The 15,866-nt window shown below is 45.6% G+C and carries 14 protein-coding genes; 13 read left to right on the top strand and 1 reads right to left on the bottom strand.

From position 1 onward, the window contains the following. Position 1: 1 nt before the first annotated feature. Positions 2–685 (bottom strand): N-acetylmuramoyl-L-alanine amidase family protein, encoded by a 684-nt coding sequence (locus AC58QO_RS21490; protein ID WP_497269064.1) that lies wholly within the window; start codon positions 683–685, stop codon positions 2–4. 194 nt (positions 686–879) lie between these two features. Between AC58QO_RS21490 and lonB the strand changes: the two genes are divergently transcribed. The 13 genes from lonB to hemE all read left to right on the top strand — a co-directional run bounded on the left by lonB (position 880) and on the right by hemE (position 15,865). Continuing rightward, complete coding sequence (lonB, locus tag AC58QO_RS21485; RefSeq protein ID WP_497269063.1) at positions 880–2,598, top strand: ATP-dependent protease LonB; 1,719 nt, start codon at positions 880–882, stop codon at positions 2,596–2,598. A gap of 162 nt (positions 2,599–2,760) precedes the next feature. Next, the gene (gene lon / locus AC58QO_RS21480; protein WP_497269061.1) at positions 2,761–5,112 is read left to right on the top strand and encodes an endopeptidase La; all 2,352 of its coding nucleotides are present in this window, start codon (positions 2,761–2,763) and stop codon (positions 5,110–5,112) included. A 17-nt stretch (positions 5,113–5,129) separates the two neighbouring features. Continuing rightward, on the top strand, positions 5,130–5,789 hold the full coding sequence (yihA, locus tag AC58QO_RS21475; RefSeq protein ID WP_497269059.1) for a ribosome biogenesis GTP-binding protein YihA/YsxC: 660 nt from the start codon (positions 5,130–5,132) through the stop codon (positions 5,787–5,789). 243 nt (positions 5,790–6,032) lie between these two features. Then, entirely contained in the window at positions 6,033–6,620 is a 588-nt protein-coding gene (locus tag AC58QO_RS21470; protein WP_497269058.1) for a non-ribosomal peptide synthetase module, read from the top strand. A gap of 307 nt (positions 6,621–6,927) precedes the next feature. Beyond that, positions 6,928–7,335, top strand: coding sequence for an adenosylmethionine decarboxylase (speD, locus tag AC58QO_RS21465; protein WP_056610310.1), 408 nt, complete (start codon positions 6,928–6,930; stop codon positions 7,333–7,335). A 116-nt stretch (positions 7,336–7,451) separates the two neighbouring features. After that, positions 7,452–7,988 (top strand): S-adenosylmethionine decarboxylase, encoded by a 537-nt coding sequence (locus tag AC58QO_RS21460; protein WP_497269056.1) that lies wholly within the window; start codon positions 7,452–7,454, stop codon positions 7,986–7,988. Positions 7,989–8,142: 154 nt separating this feature from the next. Continuing rightward, positions 8,143–9,546, top strand: a complete 1,404-nt coding sequence (hemA, locus tag AC58QO_RS21455; RefSeq protein WP_497269194.1) for a glutamyl-tRNA reductase — start codon at positions 8,143–8,145, stop codon at positions 9,544–9,546. Positions 9,547–9,578: 32 nt separating this feature from the next. Continuing rightward, positions 9,579–10,409: a cytochrome C assembly family protein gene (locus tag AC58QO_RS21450; RefSeq protein ID WP_497269054.1), complete on the top strand. Its 831-nt coding sequence runs from the start codon at positions 9,579–9,581 to the stop codon at positions 10,407–10,409. Next, a complete protein-coding gene (locus tag AC58QO_RS21445; protein WP_497269192.1) occupies positions 10,400–11,143 on the top strand; it encodes a precorrin-2 dehydrogenase/sirohydrochlorin ferrochelatase family protein in 744 nt (247 codons plus the stop codon). The genes AC58QO_RS21450 and AC58QO_RS21445 overlap by 10 nt, the downstream gene beginning before the upstream one ends. Before the next feature lie 14 nt (positions 11,144–11,157). Next, on the top strand, positions 11,158–12,102 hold the full coding sequence (hemC, locus tag AC58QO_RS21440) for a hydroxymethylbilane synthase (protein ID WP_497269052.1): 945 nt from the start codon (positions 11,158–11,160) through the stop codon (positions 12,100–12,102). 5 nt (positions 12,103–12,107) lie between these two features. Further along, entirely contained in the window at positions 12,108–13,652 is a 1,545-nt protein-coding gene (gene cobA / locus AC58QO_RS21435; protein WP_497269050.1) for a uroporphyrinogen-III C-methyltransferase, read from the top strand. Further along, entirely contained in the window at positions 13,649–14,641 is a 993-nt protein-coding gene (hemB, locus tag AC58QO_RS21430) for a porphobilinogen synthase (RefSeq protein WP_497269048.1), read from the top strand. Before cobA ends, hemB begins: the two co-directional genes overlap by 4 nt. A 159-nt stretch (positions 14,642–14,800) precedes the next feature. Next, positions 14,801–15,865, top strand: coding sequence for a uroporphyrinogen decarboxylase (gene hemE / locus AC58QO_RS21425; RefSeq protein ID WP_497269046.1), 1,065 nt, complete (start codon positions 14,801–14,803; stop codon positions 15,863–15,865). Position 15,866: the final 1 nt, after the last annotated feature.

Below are 15,866 nucleotides of genomic sequence, written 5' to 3'. Positions count from 1 at the left end.
ATCATTTTGGATGCGTCATCGCGAAATACTGATCAACCGCATGAGTGATCGCTTTGGCAAGCTTTGCTTGATGATGGCTGTCGTTTAGCAGCTTGCGATCTGACTTATTTGATAAAAATCCGAGCTCAACGATGACGGAAGGGCATTTTGTATACTTGAGTACATGATACTTTTTGCCAAGTACAGGAAGCTCTTCCGTGCCATACACTTGATTCAAATCATCTTGAAGCAGGCTTGCTAACAGAATACTGTCAGATTGATTTTGATAAATAACAAGGGGACCGCGTGTACCCGATTTTTTGGACCAATTAATATGCAGGCTGAGCATCATCTTCGGCTTAATCGTATTAGCTAGACCGGAACGCTGTGCCAGATCCTTTCGGTGTCTCCCTCCGTAAGACCAAGTATTATCATCACTCAATGCATAATCCTCGGTTCGGTTTATGATAACGCGATATCCCCTTTTGACAAGTGATTTATACGTTTTTTTGGCGATAGCTAGATTCATATCTTTTTCTTCATACTTGCCAACCATGGTCCCGCTATCGATTCCGCCATGCCCAACATCCAGAATAATATCAGCATTAGGAAGCAAGGGATCACTAGCAGAAGTAGCAGCAATGGTTTGGGAGTTTGGTGCACATAGAAATAGCGCAAGTACGACGATTAACATGTATTGCTTCAAATCCCGCCACATCCTTTTTGCAACAATATCTCCCCCTTATCCTTCTTCCGCAGGGGGGCTATCATACGTGAAGCAAAAGTTTGCATGGATTGGATTAACCTTCTTTTACACGGGAATAATGGAAATTAACAAAGACAGCATGTATAAAATAAGCGTACATAATCGAAGATGACGTGTTTAAGGAGGTTCAACACATGAGTTTAAGTATCATTCTAATGGTCATTCAAGTGTTTTTTGCAGTTGTAATCGGGTTGTATTTCTGGAATTTACTGCGAAATCAACAGACGAACAAGTCTGCAGTGGATAGAGAGTCTAGGAAAGAGTTAGAAAAACTACGTAAATTAAGATCCATTTCATTAACTAAACCATTGTCTGAAAAAACAAGACCTTCTTCTGTGCAGGACATCGTTGGCCAAATTGAGGGGTTGAAGGCGCTGAAAGCCGCACTTTGTGGTCCGAATCCGCAGCACGTGCTTATTTATGGGCCTCCCGGCGTTGGGAAAACAGCTGCAGCACGCGTCATACTAGAAGAAGCCAAGAAGAATCAAGACTCCCCTTTCCGACCTGACTCCAAATTTACAGAAATCGATGCTACGACCGCTCGTTTCGACGAACGAGGTATCGCCGATCCTTTGATTGGTTCCGTGCATGATCCTATCTATCAAGGGGCAGGTGCGATGGGCGTTGCGGGCATTCCACAGCCTAAACCAGGTGCTGTAACGAAGGCGCATGGCGGAATCTTGTTCATCGATGAAATTGGTGAATTGCATGCGACACAAATGAACAAATTATTAAAGGTGCTTGAAGACCGTAAGGTGTTCTTGGAAAGTGCGTATTATAGTTCCGAGGATGCGAATATTCCAGGGTATATTCACGATATATTTCAGAATGGCCTGCCGGCTGATTTCCGCTTAGTTGGAGCTACGACGCGTACACCAAGCGAAATTCCTCCGGCAATTCGTTCGCGTTGTTTAGAAATATTCTTCCGACCGCTACTGCCTGATGAGGTAGGAGAAATTGCTCGGAAAGCTCTTGATAAAATTGGCTTCAAAAAATGTGAAGATGCGATCGAAGTTGTGACCAGATATGCAACGAACGGTCGAGAAGCTGTGAATGTTATTCAATTAGCTGCGGGTATCGCCTTGACCGATAAGCGGGATTCGATAACAGCTGCAGACATTGAGTGGGTTGTGAATTCTTCGCAAATCCCTCCAAGACCAGAACGGAAAGTTCCTGCTCAGCCTCAAATAGGCTTTGTAAATGGCTTGGCTGTCTATGGACCTAATTTGGGTACACTATTGGAGATTGAAGTGACGGCCATTCCAATTGCTGTTGCAGGTACTGGGAAATTCAATATTACGGGTGTTGTGGATGAGGAAGAAATGGGTGGAGGTTCCCGAACCATTCGTCGTAAAAGCATGGCCCGCGGCTCTGTGGAAAATGTGCTGACTGTTCTTCGTAAGCTTGGTTTTAATACGTCGGATTATGATCTGCATATCAACTTTCCAGGCGGTGTGCCGATCGACGGACCTTCCGCAGGTATTTCAATGGCTACGGCGATTGCCTCTGCCATACATAAAATACCTGTAGATAACAAACTAGCCATGACAGGTGAAATGAGTATCCACGGGAAAGTTAAGCCAGTAGGCGGAGTTGTGGCTAAGGTGGAGGCGGCATTTCAAGCTGGAGCTACCCGAGTCATTATTCCAAAGGAAAATTGGCAAGCGCTATTTGTTGATTTACCAGGTGTTGAAGTTGTCGCGGCGGAAACGATTGAAGAAGTGCTGGCAGTCGCGCTGGGCATTGAGCTTCTTGATAATGTAATACCATTACCTTTCTCTATGGAGAGAACCATCCCTACTACAACTTTACCCATTCTACATGCCAATTCACAGCATACAATTGACTCTTAAAGGGAGGCTTTGCGTTACCTTACATAACGCGTAAGCTCTCAATTGGTGTTTTGTTTAGAGTTTTGTTAAAATGTAAAGGGCAACGCAGGGAGAAAATCCCACAAAGACAAGGTGAGACTTAGAACTTAGGTTCAAGGATCCCTATAATTGGAGGTGCAGAGGATGGGACCTGGAAAAATTAAGGTGCGCAGATTGCCGTTATTGCCTCTTAGGGGACTGCTGGTCTATCCGAGCATGGTTCTACACCTAGATGTAGGGCGAGAAAAATCGGTGAAAGCACTCGAGCGGGCAATGGTGGATGATAGCATGATTCTCCTCTGCTCTCAATCAGAGATCAACATAGAAGAACCAACGAAAGAGGATATTTATCGCATCGGAACCATTGCCAAAGTGCGGCAAATGCTTAAGTTACCGAATGGTACGATTCGTGTTCTTGTAGAAGGCGTATTACGTGCTGAAATTGTTGAGTATTTGACGAATGACGAGTATTACGAGGTGACGGTAAAGGAATTGCCGGAGCAAGAAATTTCGGATCCTGAGATCGATGCTTTGATGAGAAGCGTTCTTAGTCAATTCGAGCATTATATCAATTTATCCAAAAAAGTGACGCCAGAAACACTTGCCGCGGTATCCGATATAGATGAGCCTGGTCGCCTGGCAGATGTGATTTGTAGTCATTTATCGCTGAAAATCAAAGATAAACAAGATATTCTCGAGACCGTTGATGTACGGGAACGGCTCGAGAAAATGCTTAATATTTTGAACAATGAGCGAGAAGTACTTGAACTTGAACGCAAGATCAGTCAGCGCGTGAAGAAGCAAATGGAGAAAACGCAGAAGGAATATTATCTCCGTGAGCAGATGAAGGCGATTCAGAAGGAGCTTGGGGATAAAGAAGGCCGTGCTGGTGAGGTTGATGAATTACGTAATCAGCTTGCCGAAGCGGAGCTTCCGGAGAAAGTACGCGAGAAGGTCGAGAAAGAAATTGATCGACTGGAGAAAATGCCTGCAACTTCCGCAGAGGGAGGCATTATCCGCAATTACATCGATTGGTTGTTGGGGCTTCCTTGGCACAAACAAACGGATGATGATTTGGATCTGGATAAGGCGGAAGAAATTCTAAATGAGGATCATTTTGGTCTTGAGAAGCCGAAGGAACGGGTATTGGAGTATTTGGCCGTTCAGAAGCTGGTTAAGAAGCTTAAAGGTCCGATTCTTTGTCTAGTAGGTCCTCCGGGCGTAGGTAAAACCTCAATTGCTCGCTCTATTGCTAGATCGATGGGAAGACAATTTATACGAATTTCACTTGGCGGCGTCAGAGATGAAGCTGAGATTCGCGGACATCGCCGTACTTACGTAGGCGCAATGCCGGGTAGAATCATTCAAGGAATGAAGAATGCAGGTGCGAACAATCCTGTTTTCTTGTTAGACGAAATTGACAAGATGGCGATGGATTTCCGCGGAGATCCTGCCTCGGCCCTGCTTGAAGTTCTGGATCCTGAACAAAATAGCACTTTTAGTGATCATTTCATTGAAGTACCTTTTGATTTATCCAACGTGATGTTTGTGACCACGGCAAATGCTGTGCATAATATTCCTCGTCCTCTGTTAGATCGGATGGAGGTTCTATATATTCCAGGGTATACGGAGATTGAGAAGCTCCAAATTGCCAAGAAATATTTACTTCCTAAGCAGAAACGTGACCATGGTCTAGAAGAAGAGCAGCTTATCGTTGATGAGGGCGCTCTGATGAAGATTGTGCGCGAATATACGCGTGAAGCAGGCGTGCGTAATCTAGAACAGCAAGTTGCAGGCATGAATCGGAAAGCAGCCAAAAAGATCGTATCCAATCCTGAGACACCTGTTCATGTGACAGAAGAAAACCTGAGCGACTATTTAGGTCCGGTCAAGTTTAAATATAATGTCGCTGAAGAGAAAGATCAGATAGGAGCCGTCACAGGTCTTGCTTGGACGGAAGTGGGCGGAGATACGCTTGTCATCGAGGTATCTGTATTGCCTGGTACAGGTAAGTTGACCTTAACTGGTAAGTTAGGCGACGTTATGAAGGAATCCGCACAAGCGGCTTTCAGTTATACACGTTCGCGAGCTGACGTCCTAGGCATAGCTCCTGATTTCCATGAGAAAAATGACGTTCATATCCACATTCCTGAAGGAGCTATTCCGAAGGATGGCCCATCAGCGGGTATCACGATGGCTACCGCATTAATCTCTGCGCTAACGAACATCCCAGTCTCGCGCTTAGTTGCCATGACTGGCGAAGTAACGCTTCGCGGCCGCGTGCTTCCTATCGGCGGTTTGAAGGAAAAGGCACTAGCTGCACATCGTGCAGGGATTCGTACGATCCTTCTTCCTCAGGACAATGAGAAAGACATTATCGAAATTCCAGAAAGTGTCCGCGCAGAGATGACATTCATCCCTGTCAGTCACATGGATCAAGTGCTGGAACATGCACTTATCAAAAATAAGCCGACAGCTAACGTCGGATCGACTTAGAAAGTAGTTGAACATTCATGAAAGTCAATCAAGCTGAGTTTATCATCAGTGCGGTTGGACCTAGCCAATATCCAGAAGATGCCTTGCCAGAGATTGCTCTGGCAGGGCGTTCTAATGTCGGGAAATCGTCACTCATTAACTGTTTGATTTCTCGTAAAAACTTAGCTAGAACCAGTTCACAACCGGGCAAAACGCAAACTCTTAATTATTACAAAGTCAATCAGGACTTATACTTCGTTGATCTTCCCGGGTACGGCTACGCGAAGGTATCCAAAACCAAGCGTGAGCAATGGGGCAAATTTATTGAAAGCTATCTATTGAATCGTGAGCCTTTGCGCCTTGTAATGCAGCTTGTGGACCTCAGACATCCGCCGTCCAAAGATGATCAAGCAATGTACGAATGGCTTCGTCACATGGATGTACCTGTTCTTGTTGTTGCGACCAAAGCGGACAAGATCCCCAAAAGCAGATGGCCAAAGCACATGAAAATTGTGCGTGAAACATTAGGGATGGATAAAGGAGTTCAGCCATTAATGTTCTCTTCCGAGCTAGGGCTTGGCAAAGATGAACTATGGGGAATTCTCGAGCAAGCGATTGCTTATGGCGAGTCGGAGCCTCAAAAGTCTCAAACCGACGAAGAGCTGCCAACCGCCGCAACCGAGCTAGAGCCGTCCTAATTCAAGGGCGGTTTTTTGCGTATTTTTGAGGTAACCGTTAAAAGATAGAGGAAATCCAAAAGAAGTATACGGGAAAGCGAGGTAAACTGGGGGAAATTTGATGGCATTCCAGATTATCAAGCTTTTTTCAGAATATTTGGCTGATTATCATGAATTGCAGGCAGGAATATTCGCGACTCATGTAGTATAATAATAAACAAGGTAATAGTTAATGGCTTGAAAACAAAGAATCGAGGGATTTTTATGGCACAAAGGTTAGCGACTGAATATGTCAAAACCTGCCTCCAGTTAACAGAAGCCGATATGTTGAAGTTTTTTCAAATGTTTGTGGACCATCAAGTGACACTGCAAGTCAAAGTTTTGGAAAACGGGAATCAAGAAGTTGTTTTTCAAGATGGCGAAGGTCAAGAAATTGTCCTATCATTTGAAAAGAAATCGGGCCTATATGAATGCACAGGATCCTGCAGATTAAGTAATACCTTATTAGCTAATTTAATGCGTAAAGCAGTATCGGAATTCAAAGGCAGCGCAAAGGTCAACCGGATTTACCCAAGCTACACTATGGTTTATTATTATGAACGCGGAACCGTTGTGAAGATCGAGGAAATCAAAGGTCAATTATTAACGATTGTCTATGAGCACAAAGATACCATTGGTCTCATGCAGATGATGTTCCAGAAGAGAGAAGTTGAGCAAGAAATTGAAATGATCTACGATCAAATCAATCATCTTCTTGATATGCGTAACATGCTGCAGGCTAGGAATGAACACGAAGAAATCGACATTCGCCTCAATGAGCTTACACATCGTTTGTTCGTTTTGGAGGCATAATCACTCATACATGACTTATTATTGGAGACCCATTTTTGGGTCTCTATTTGTTTTGACGCACACGTAAAGGCTGATCGACATAATTTAGATATGGCGTAAGTGTGACAGATGATGTTTAACAAAAAAAACTATTGCATTTATCGTCGATAGATGTTATTTTTATTCTCGTTGAAACAATATAGGAACCAGGATTCACTCAGGACATTGAATGTTGCGAGAGATTATACCCTCGGGAAGTGAATGACGTAGGTCCTAGCGGATGAAATTTTTTTCACACATTTTATTCCTAGGAAGGGGGAACCGAAAGATGGAAACAGAATACTCAACTTTCGGAAGACACGTTGCTGTTGATACTTGGGGGGTAGATTTTGAACTTCTGAACAATGCAGAATGGCTGCAAGCTCAGATGGTTGAAGCTGCCGAGGTATGTGGAGCAACTGTTTTATCTGTACAATCCAAGCAATTCGAACCACAAGGAGCAACAGTTCTTGTTATGTTGTCCGAGAGTCATCTCTCCATTCATACTTATCCTGAGAGAGGTTTTGCCGCACTTGATTGTTATACATGCGGTGAGACAGTCGACCCTCAATTAGCAATCGACTTTATGGTATCCGTACTAAAACCAGAAACGTTCTATGCGAAGAAGCTTGTTCGCGGAATGGGTGAATTGCAAGTAGAAACTCCTGAAATAAAGCAAGCAGAGCTTGTTAAATAAAATTCTGCAAATAATAACGATAACCACGGAGAAATCCGTGGTTATTTGTTTGTTCAGACACCCATACAATGATATTGGTGATACATGTCCAATTCATTTGGAGTGGGGGAAGAAGATTGAAACAAAAGTTTATCAGAAAAACAGTGTTATATATTGTTGTTCTCTTTCTAATCATTTGGCCTATTTATCAACTTACCCAAATGTTAGGTCATCAAAAGGAAGATCACGATGCCACACATTTACTGTTCCAAGTATCCTTATTTCAAATGGAAATATTGAAGAGCAGTTTGGAAGAAGCTTCTCAGCTTAAAAATACGAATGAGCTAGATCGAGTGAAACAAGCGCTGTATTCAGCGGAATATACGCATGAACGTCTTGTACTTGCAGCAGGCGGCAGCGAGGAGTTGACCTCCCTCAGTTTCATGAGCCAATTAAATCAATATATCCAAAGGCTGCAGTTAGGCGGAGGCAGAGCCATGAAGGCAGACGAGACCCAAACATTGAAGGAAACCCAGAAGCAATTTGGCAGCATGTATGAGGTGTATGAGAAATTGATGGCATCTAACGGCGATATTATTTCATCCCAGAACGAAGAGCTATCGAAACTAGATCGCGAGTTGGCGACTTTTTTAAGAAAAAAAGGGCTCCAATAGGGGATTCTGGCTATCCTAGGTATAGACGAGCACAGAGCTGTTAAAACTAACGATCAGTACCAAAGCATTCATAATTTATTCAAATATTTTGTCGGAATGTCTGTTTCGCTGTGTTATAATGATTCTTAAATAGAAGGAAAGGCAGGTGGTAACGTTGCATATTATTGCTGTTGGCTTGAATTATCGGACAGCCCCGGTGGAGATTCGTGAGAAGTTTGCATTCTCCGATCAAGATTTACCGAAGGCAATTGCGGAATTGAAAGAGACGAAGAGCATTCTAGAATGTGTCACTGTTGCCACCTGCAATCGCACTGAAATTTATGCCGTCGTGGATCGGCCTCAGCTGTGCAGTCATTATTTGACGCATTTTCTTGAGCGATGGTTCCATGTGAAGAAGGATCAGTTCCAGAAACATTTATATACGTATGAAAATGAAGAAGCGATCGAGCATTTGTTCCGGGTAACAACGGGGTTGGACTCGATGGTCATCGGGGAAACTCAGATCTTGGGGCAAGTGCGGGATGCTTTTTTAGCGTCCCAACAATTGAAAGCAACAGGATCTTATTTCAACACCCTATTTAAACAGGCGATAACGTTAGCGAAGAAAGCACACTCAGAGACGGGCATCAGCAATAATCCAGTCTCGATCAGCTATGCTGCGGTTGAACTCGGTAAGCGGATTTTCGGCACCTATGTGAACAAGACCATCATGATTATCGGTGCTGGCAAGATGAGTGAGCTGACGGTGAAGCATTTGTACGCGAATGGGGCGAACAAAGTGATCGTTGTGAATCGTACCTTGGAAAGAGCCTTGGATTTGGCCGGTAAATTCAACGGTGTGGCTTGTACACTAGAGGAAATACCTAAGTATTTACCTGAGGTGGATATCATCATCAGCTCGACTGGAGCCCCAGGCTACGTATTAACTAAGCATGATATTCAGTCCTATGTGCAAAAAAGAAAGTCTCGTCCGCTCTTCATGATGGATATCGCTGTTCCGCGTGATCTAGATCCACAAATTAGCGGCCTGCCTAATGTGTTCCTTTACGATATTGATGATTTGGAGAATATTGTAGATAAGCATTTGCAGGAGAGAAAGAAAGAAGCGGCAAAGATTGAGGTCATGATTACGTCGGAAATCGCCGCTTTTGAACAATGGACGAAGACACTTGGCGTTAGTCCGCTGATTAGTGCTCTGCAAACGAAAGCGAATCAGATTCACGAAGAAACCATGGAAAACATGCTGAATAAGCTGACTGATCTGGATGAACGTGAAATTAAGGTGATTCGTAAATTAACCAAAAGCATCGTGAACCAGGTGCTCCGTGATCCGATTCTACGAATCAAAGAAATGGCTGGCGAGCGTCATGGCGACGATGCCCTTGAAATTTTCACGAAACTTTTTGCATTAGAAGATACGCTTAAACAACAAGAACAGGCAGATCAAATAGCACAAGAGCTAGAGACTGGCTTTAACAAAGTGGAAAGTAAACAAACGTTGGATGATAAGCTGTCCGTTCGTGGTTTACAGAACACGGATGTTCTAGCCCCATCTTGATAAAAAGGCGCTAACCGCCTAGGAGAGGTGCCATGGTAACACGTAGCTGGTTGTTTGATGCGATGATTTATATGTATGCCCTGAGCCTACTGTTTTACTTTTCGGATTTCGCGAACGCGAGCCGAAGTGCGAAACGGATGGGGACGGGGCTGCTTTTGTTTGTATGGGTTTTGCAAACCGCTTACTTGGCTATCAGTTTGTATGGTCATTTGACGGAATGGGCTTTCGGACGGTCTGACGTCCTATTCATGTTATCGTGGTTAATTGTCACGATTTCGCTGATTATTAACCGGTTTTTCCGTATTGAATTGTTTGTGTTCTTTGTGAATGTGTTTGGTTTTGCGATTCTCGCCCTAAATATATTTGGAAATCCACATGTCATGCCAATCAAATCCGATTGGGACATCAACGATGAGCTATTATTCATTCATATTTCGTTAGCGATTGGCAGCTATGCCGCATTTTCGATTGCTGCTATCTTTTCAGGCATGTATATATTTCTACATAAAAGGTTAAAGAGTAAAAATTTCTCTCAGGCTGTCATGAGACTGCCGTCCCTTGAGAAAATTGAGCATTATACGTATTTGTCGGTCATTATCGGGGGGCCGCTGTTACTTATGGCATTAAGTCTTGGCGTGGTTTGGGTTGTTCTTGAGGGAGATCGGAATCTGCTTTTCGATGCCAAAGTCATCAATTCCTTCTTCGTCTTAGCAGCCTATGCGTTTTACTTATTTCAACATAAATCCATGCAGATTTCGGGCAATAAGCTAGCAGTATGGAATTTAGCAGCCTTCTGTATCGTCGTGTTGAATTTTGTTGTCTCGAATCTTGTTTCTGATTTCCATGGTTGGATATGGAGCTAAATGGCTGGCAACATCCTTATCCGATTATGATGAATTTAGCAGGTCGCCAGTGCCTGATCGTCGGTGGTGGGCAGATTGCGGAACGGAAATTACGCTCGTTTCTGGAGGCAGGTGCTGATGTGACGGTGATCAGTCCAGCATTCACGGATGGCATTCTGGAGCTGGCACTTCGCCCTGGTGTGGTCCTTATGAAACAGCCCTATGATCCAACGATATGGGGGACCGAGGGCGAGGCGCGCTTTGCGTTGGTCATCGCGGCAACGAACGATGCTTACGTTAATGAGCAGATTGCACAGGATGCGAGCAGGCATGAGTTGCTCATCAATATTGTCGATAAACCCGAGTTGAGCTCGTTTATTTTACCTTCCGTAGTTCGTCGGGGCAAGTTGGTGATTACGGTTTCTACAGGTGGTGCTAGTCCATCAGCTGCACGTAAGATTGCCAAGGAAATCGACAAAACATACGGGGATGAGTATGAAACCTATTTGGATTTTCTAAGTGAAACTCGCTTGCTGATTCAGCGGCAGGTGAAGGATAAAAAAGCTAGGCAGCGCTTGTTTAAAGAAATGCTGGCATGGGATCTCATGCCTTTGATCCGTGAAGGAAAGTTTGAAGACTGGAAAGAGAAGTTTGACATCGCATTACAGGGCGCCGCTTGGATGCAAACGCAAGAGCAGGTTGAGATAGAACTGCCTTCTTGGTCTTTCATCAATGAGATTGGGCAGCATGTTTAGGAGGCGGAGACGAAATGAAAACGATTATTGTAGGGACAAGACAGAGTGCCTTGGCACTGACTCAAACGGGACAAGCCGTGGATCTGTTGAAGCAGCTTGCCAAAGAGCATGGCATCGAATGTCAATTTGAAATTAAGAAAATTGTAACGAAGGGCGATCGGATTCTGGACGTCACGTTATCCAAAGTTGGAGGCAAGGGCTTGTTCGTGAAGGAAATCGAGCAGGCGTTGACGGACGGAGAGATTGATATCGCCGTCCATAGCATGAAGGACATGCCCTTCGAGCTGCCCGAAGGTCTCGTTGTAGGCGCGATTCCACAGCGCGAAGATGCGCGCGATGCGTTGATCACGCGCGGCGGCAGTTCCTTGGACGAGCTGCCGCAAGGCGCCCTCGTCGGCACCAGCTCGCTGCGCCGCGCAAGCCAGCTGCAGCACTACCGCCCAGACCTCCGGATCGAGTCGATCCGGGGCAACATTGATTCGAGGCTGCGCAAGCTCGAAGAAGAGAACTTCGATGCGATTATGCTTGCCGCCGCCGGTCTCCACCGGATCGGCTGGCAAGGTCGCATCACGGCGTACTTGCCGCCCGAGGTATGCCTCCCTGCCGTAGGGCAGGGAGCGCTGTGCATCGAGTGCCGCGGCAACGACACCTTCGTGCTGGACTTGCTGGGCAAGTTCCAGCATGAGCCTACGGCGCTCGCCGTGCGAGCGGAGCGGGCCTTCCTCGGCAGACTCAACGGAGGCTGCCAGGTGCCGCTCGGCGCATACGCGAGCGTCGAGAACAACAGCGGGGACGACGCCCCGCTGTTGACCTTGACTGGCATGGTCGGGACGCCGGATGGCGTGACCATGCTGAAGGAAACGGCTTCCGGGCATGATCCGGAAGCGTTGGGTGCGCTAGTCGCAGAGAAGCTCATCGCACAAGGAGCTGAAAAGATTCTAGCTGAGGTGAGGGAGTGATTGCTGTGAACAAAGGAAGAGTTTTTCTTGTTGGAGCGGGTCCTGGCGACCCTAAGCTTATCTCGGTTCGTGGAATGGAAGCCATTCAGAGAGCAGACGTTATCGTCTATGATCGTCTTGCCAATCCACGCTTGTTGAAGCATCGTAGACCAGAAGCAGAACTCATCTTTGTCGGCAAGCTGCCTGATAAACATATTTTAAAGCAAGAAGAGATCAATCAGTTGCTCGTGGATTTGGCTTTACAAGGGAAGGTAGTCACACGTCTTAAAGGCGGAGATCCGAGTGTTTTTGGACGAGTCGGTGAAGAAGCTGAGCTTCTGGTAGATAACGGGATAACGTATGACATTATCCCAGGAATCACCTCTTCGATTGCCGTTCCAGCTTATGCGGGTATTCCCGTTACACATCGCGACTTCACATCGTCTGTTGCGATTGTAACAGGCCATGAATACCCAAACAAAACCTATTCCAGCCTGAACTGGGAGCATCTGGCCAAAGCGATTGGCACGATGGTATTCCTGATGGGTGTTGCTAACTTAGAGCAAATATGCCGTGAATTGATTCGCTGCGGGAAGCCGCCAGAAATGCCCGTTGCCCTAGTGAGATGGGGAACTTGGGCGGATCAAGCGACAATTACGGGTACACTTGCAGATATCACAGAAAAAGTAAGAGAAGCGAACTTTAAATCTCCAGCCGTCATTATTGTGGGTGAGGTTGTTAAGCTTCGTGAGAAGCTGGCTTGGATGGAGAAGAAGCCGCTGTTTGGTAAACGCGTGCTCGTTACGAGAGCTCGCAGCCAAGCAAGTGAACTTGTAGATCTCATCGATGATTTGGGCGGAGAGCCGGTTGAATTTCCAGTCATTCGGTTACAACCGCCAAGTCGTCCTGAAGCCCAGCAAGCGCTGGATCTCGCATTAAATAGGCTGCAGGAATTTGATTGGATCTTACTTACGAGCGTCAATGGCGTTGAGTTCTTCTTCCGCAGGATGCGTGAACTGAGCATCGATGTCCGCAGAATGGCGAACGCGCGAATTGCTGCTGTAGGTCCTAAGACGGCTGAAGCGCTCGCTGAGCGTGGTATCCTAGCAGACGTCCTACCGGCTAAGTTTCAGGGGGAAGGCATCCTAGATGCCATTCAAGGGGATTTGAACGCTGGTCAGAAGGTGCTGTTGCCAACAGCGGACTTGGCTCGGGATTATTTGCCTTCTAAACTGAAGGAGCTAGGCCTCGAAGTTACGGAAGTGGATGTATATGAGAATGTGCTGACCACCGATGACGGAGACGAGATCATTCACCTTTTACAAAATCAAAGCATTCATATCATCACTTTTACAAGCTCGTCTACCGTTACGAATTTACTCGAAGCGCTCAAGCAGCTCGGAATGGAAGATCCATTATCGTTACTGCAAGGCGTGGAGATCGCTGTTATTGGTCCCAAAACGGCAGAAACCGCAGTTCAAGCGGGCCTGTCGATCACATATATGGCTGAAGAAGCGACTGTTGCTTCTTTGGTACAAAGCATGATTCAAGGAGGCGGAAATCCATCATGAGTTTTCCAATTGTTCGTAACCGCCGCTTACGCGGAAATGCAGCCATTCGTAATCTTGTTCGTGAAAATCAAGTAACGGTTAACGATGTTGTTCAACCGATTTTTGTTACTCACGGTACGAATGTAAAATCAGAAATTGCTTCGATGCCTGGCGTGTATCATTTCTCGCTAGACCGTTTGAAAGAGGAAATTGATGAAATCACGCAATTAGGCATTCAAGCGGTTCTTTTATTCGGTGTACCTGATTTTAAAGATGCAACAGGAACTTCCGCATTTATGGATGATGGCATCGTGCAGCAAGCTACACGTTTTATTAAAGAGTTGAACCCTAACTTGCTAATTATCGCCGATACGTGCTTATGCCAATTTACCGATACAGGTCATTGCGGTGTTATTCATCATCACCCGATTACAGGTCATGCCGATGTAGCGAACGATCCTTCCTTGGAGCTTCTCGTTCGTACAGCGGTATCCCAAGCCAAAGCTGGCGCTGATATCATCGCCCCTTCGAATATGATGGATGGCTACGTGCAGGCGATTCGTTCTGGTTTGGACGAGGCTGGTTACGAAAACACACCAATCATGGCCTATTCCGTCAAATATGCATCAGCCTATTATGGTCCTTTCCGTGATGCTGCGCATTCTACCCCGCAATTTGGCGATCGGAAAACGTATCAAATGGACCCGGCTAACAGCCGTGAAGCGCTTCGTGAAGCGTCAAGCGACGTCATCGAGGGAGCGGATTTCCTTATGGTGAAGCCAGCGCTTGCTTACATGGATATTATCCGTATGCTGAAGGATAACTTTGACTTGCCAGTTGTGGCTTACAATGTGAGCGCAGAATACGCCATGGTGAAGGCCGCTGCGAAACAAGGCTGGGTCAATGAAGAAGCGATTGTCATGGAAACGATGACGAGCTTTAAGCGCGCAGGAGCGGACATTATTTTAACGTATTTCGCGAAGGATATTGCACGATACTTGCAAAAGTAAAAAGTCAGTGAACCATTTGTCCTCTGTGATCCGGATCAGAGTTCGAGTGGTTCTTTTTGTCATACTTTTGTCGCAATAGGGAAGCTTACCTTGGTTGTGAGAGGGGTATAATTAGGGCATAATGGATGAGAATAGATGGAAACAAGAGGAAGGTGCCTCATGAGTTATAATGATAATTTTATTAAAGCATGCCGAAAAGAACAAGTAGATACCCTCCCAGTGTGGTATATGCGTCAAGCAGGTCGCTACGATCCCGATTACCGTAAAATCAAGGAAAAGTACTCCTTGCTCGAAATTTGTCAGCAACCAGAGCTTGCAGCTGAAGTAACGATGATGCCGATCAAAAAGCTTGGCGTAGATGCCGCGATTTTGTACTCGGATATCATGAATCCAGTGGCTTCGCTTGGTGTTGATTTTGATATTGTCAAAGATATCGGTCCTGTTATACATACGCCGGTTCGCACGGCTCAAGATGTGGAACGTCTACGTCCAATCGATGTGGAGAAGGATTTGTCTCACATTTTACAAACGATTCGAATTCTAGATAAAGAACTGGAAGTTCCACTGATTTCATTTGCGGGTGCTCCTTTTACGATCGCCAGTTATTTGATTGAAGGAAGACCATCCAAAAGCTATATTCGTACGAAGCAAATGATGTATTCGGAGCCAGCGGTCTGGTTCGCGTTAATGGATAAGCTCGGGGATATGGTCATCACGTATCTACGCTCACACATTGCCAATGGGGCAAAAGCCGTTCAAGTATTCGATAGCTGGGTGGGTGCTCTCTCTCCGGCTGATTTTGACGTCTATGTGCGGCCTACGATGATGCGAATCTTCAAAGAGCTGTCCGACTTGAAAGAACCGAAAATTTATTTCCCAGGCGTTAGCTCGGGTGAATTACTGCCGTATCTGACGACGATTCAAGCCGATGTGATTGGATTGGACTGGCGTGTACCGATTTCTGTTGGTCGCGAAAGACTTCAGAACCGCTATGCGGTGCAAGGTAACCTTGATCCATATATTTTGACAGCGCCGATGAGCGTGATTGAAGCGCAAGCGAAAGCGATCATGGATGATGGGATGAAGCAGCCAGGGTTCATTTTCAACTTAGGACATGGCCTGTTCCCAGAAGCATCGCTGGAGAAATTGAAAGAATTAACAACATTCGTTCATACTTATTCTCATTCCGTTTTAACCCAGCAAGCAGGAAAGAGTGGTGTTTAAT

This window comes from Paenibacillus sp. J31R30 (genome assembly GCF_059692115.1).
This window is presented reverse-complemented; position numbering and strand designations above follow the sequence as displayed.

Bases quoted from the DNA above. Each gene is read 5' to 3' on its own strand.
- lon (WP_497269061.1), top strand. From the start codon at position 2,761: ATGGGACCTGGAAAAATTAAGGTGCGCAGATTGCCGTTATTGCCTCTT.
- AC58QO_RS21445 (WP_497269192.1), top strand. From the start codon at position 10,400: ATGGAGCTAAATGGCTGGCAACATCCTTATCCGATTATGATGAATTTA.
- AC58QO_RS21470 (WP_497269058.1), top strand. From the start codon at position 6,033: ATGGCACAAAGGTTAGCGACTGAATATGTCAAAACCTGCCTCCAGTTA.
- hemC (WP_497269052.1), top strand. From the start codon at position 11,158: ATGAAAACGATTATTGTAGGGACAAGACAGAGTGCCTTGGCACTGACT.
- yihA (WP_497269059.1), top strand. From the start codon at position 5,130: ATGAAAGTCAATCAAGCTGAGTTTATCATCAGTGCGGTTGGACCTAGC.
- lonB (WP_497269063.1), top strand. From the start codon at position 880: ATGAGTTTAAGTATCATTCTAATGGTCATTCAAGTGTTTTTTGCAGTT.
- hemE (WP_497269046.1), top strand. From the start codon at position 14,801: ATGAGTTATAATGATAATTTTATTAAAGCATGCCGAAAAGAACAAGTA.
- hemB (WP_497269048.1), top strand. From the start codon at position 13,649: ATGAGTTTTCCAATTGTTCGTAACCGCCGCTTACGCGGAAATGCAGCC.
- AC58QO_RS21450 (WP_497269054.1), top strand. From the start codon at position 9,579: ATGGTAACACGTAGCTGGTTGTTTGATGCGATGATTTATATGTATGCC.
- speD (WP_056610310.1), top strand. From the start codon at position 6,928: ATGGAAACAGAATACTCAACTTTCGGAAGACACGTTGCTGTTGATACT.